Annotated in this window: 2 protein-coding genes; both read left to right on the top strand. The window is 52.0% G+C overall.

Annotated features, from left to right (window positions below):
* Positions 1-63: 63 nt before the first annotated feature.
* The gene (gene wecB / locus BP727_RS12600; protein WP_286859146.1) at positions 64-1,143 is read left to right on the top strand and encodes a non-hydrolyzing UDP-N-acetylglucosamine 2-epimerase; all 1,080 of its coding nucleotides are present in this window, start codon (positions 64-66) and stop codon (positions 1,141-1,143) included.
* A gap of 280 nt (positions 1,144-1,423) precedes the next feature.
* Positions 1,424-1,851: NAD(P)-binding protein (locus BP727_RS12595; RefSeq protein WP_286859145.1), on the top strand; the 428-nt coding region annotated here is incomplete at its 3' end.

Raw genomic sequence — 1,851 nt, 5'->3', positions numbered from 1 at the left:
TTGTGGTTAAATTCCGTTTATCGCAGTCCAATCAACCCAAAAATCCAAAGGCTACGATCTACCATGACCATTGCAATCATCCTCGGGACCCGGCCGGAGATCATCAAGATGGCTCCGGCGATCCGGGAGTGCCAGCGCCGCGGCCTGGATTACAGCATCATACACACCGGCCAGCACTACTCCTATCAGATGGACCGGATATTCTTCGAGCAGCTGGAGTTACCGCAGCCAGATCATAATTTAGATGTAGGCTCCGGCAATCACGGCGAGCAGACTGGGCGGATCCTGGCAGATCTGGAAGCAGTGCTGATGGCTGAGCGGCCGGATGTGGTCCTGGTGCAGGGAGACACCAACACGGTGATGGCCGGGGCCCTGGCGGCCTCGAAGCTGCAAATCAAGGTGGGCCATGTGGAGGCGGGGCTCCGCTCTTACGACCGCAGCATGCCCGAGGAGATCAACCGGGTGGTGGCGGATCACGTCTCGGATTATTGCTTTGCCCCCACTGAGATCTCCAAGGCAAATCTTCTCAAAGAGGGCATAGCTGAGGAGAAGATCCACGTCACCGGCAACACCATTGTGGATTCGGTCTATCAGAACCTGGAGATCGCCATGCGGAAGGTCAACATCCTGGCCGACCTTGGCCTTGAGCCCAAGGGGTATTTCCTGGTCACATCCCACAGGCAGGAGAACGTGGATAACAAGGAGCGCCTGGGGGAGATCATCCGGGGTCTGGGGATGGTCAAGAGCGAATTCGGCCTGCCTATGGTCTTCCCGGTCCACCCCAGGACGAGGAAGATGGTCGAGAGCTTTGGGTTCGAGCTCGATGGCATCAGAGCCATTGAGCCGCTGGGATTCCTGGAGTTTCTGCAGTTAGAGGCGGGCGCCCGGCTGGCGCTGACCGACTCGGGAGGGGTGCAGGAGGAGACTTGCATCTTGGGCGTGCCTTGCGTGACGCTGCGAGATAACACGGAGAGGCCGGAAACGTTGGATGTGGGGGCAAATGTGCTGGCGGGGGCTGATGCTTTGCGGATGGTCGATAGGGCAAAGCGGATAATGCTGCAGGGAAATGAATGGGAGAATCCGTTTGGGGATGGAAAGGCTGGTAAGTGTATAATTGAACATCTAACGGCGGGCTGGAGATAACTAACGACTTGCAGAGCGGTTTTCGGGCCCATGGAATGCGGATATCATCCTCAGATTGTTTGCGCAGATTATGAGCAGAGAAAAAGGATGCTGAATGTCTGTTATAGCTCCTTATTCCCCACCTGTTTTCCCGCTTGCATGCAACCCTAATGAAAGCTGAGCGGAGAGAGATTCGTTGATGGATCTGAGGCTTCATCGGTATCAATGCTTTCTCATTCTTTTCGTATCTTAAAATTCCTTAAGCGACGCAAATTATGCAATAACGGTGTACGTGAACTCTATGGATCGCAATGTTCTAATTCTAGGAGCGGGCCCAGCAGGGATGTCAGCTGCTTCACGGTTGCTCAGTAACAACGTAAATTTTTCGGTAATTGAAAAAGAGAATGATATTGGCGGTCTTGCTAAAACAATACAATATGGCCTGTTTTCTCTGGATATCGGCCCCCATATCCTATGCACCAAGCCCTATGTTTACGATTATAATGAGAAGATGTATCTTTTTATCAAAGAGATGTTGGGAGAACGGTTGCTCCACTACGAGGAGGCAAACCGAAAATATCTGGAGACGGTTCGTGTTGGCGAGGATGAATTTGATTACCCGATCCAGATTAAAAATGCCCTGCAAAATGTAGGATTTGTGCGCGCTCTGAATATGGTCTATGATTATCTACTTGCCATGCTTCAATCTGCAGATAATTTGAATAGAAA

The organism is Methanosaeta sp. UBA356 (genome assembly GCF_002496465.1).
Taxonomy (GTDB): Archaea; Halobacteriota; Methanosarcinia; order Methanotrichales; family Methanotrichaceae; genus Methanothrix; species Methanothrix soehngenii.
This window is presented reverse-complemented; position numbering and strand designations above follow the sequence as displayed.

Excerpts from the sequence above, each read along its gene's own strand:
- wecB (WP_286859146.1), top strand. The coding sequence starts at position 64 with ATGACCATTGCAATCATCCTCGGGACCCGGCCGGAGATCATCAAGATG.